1 protein-coding gene is annotated in these 441 nt (G+C 75.7%); it reads left to right on the forward strand.

What is annotated here, in order from left to right; translation table 11 throughout:
* Positions 1-441: ABC transporter permease subunit (locus IE249_RS38690; RefSeq protein ID WP_229859412.1), on the forward strand; the 441-nt coding region annotated here is incomplete at both ends.

Consider the following 441-nt stretch of genomic DNA (forward strand, 5'->3'; position numbering starts at 1 on the left):
GGCCACCGCCATCGCCGTGGTGATCGGCGCCCTGGCCGCCGCCGCGCTCGCCCGGCGGGACGCCGGCCGCCTCGTGCGGGCCTTCGACGCGCTGCTGATGCTGCCGCTCGGCGTGTCCGCGGTGACGGTCGGCTTCGGCTTCCTGATCGCCCTGGACAAACCCCCGCTGGACCTGCGCCAGTCGTGGATCCTGGTCCCGCTCGCCCAGGCCCTGGTCGGCGTCCCCTTCGTCGTACGGACCATGCTGCCGGTGCTGCGGGCGGTGGACGCACGGCTGCGGGAGGCGGCCGCAGTGCTCGGGGCGTCGCCGTGGCGGGTGTGGCGGGAGGTGGACCTGCCGATGGTGCGGCGGGCCGTGCTGATCGCCGCCGGGTTCGCCTTCGCGGTGTCACTGGGCGAGTTCGGGGCGACCGTGTTCATCGCCCGGCCCGGCAACCCGAC

The organism is Streptomyces anandii JCM 4720 (genome assembly GCF_014650655.1).
Taxonomy (GTDB): Bacteria; Actinomycetota; Actinomycetes; order Streptomycetales; family Streptomycetaceae; genus Streptomyces; species Streptomyces anandii.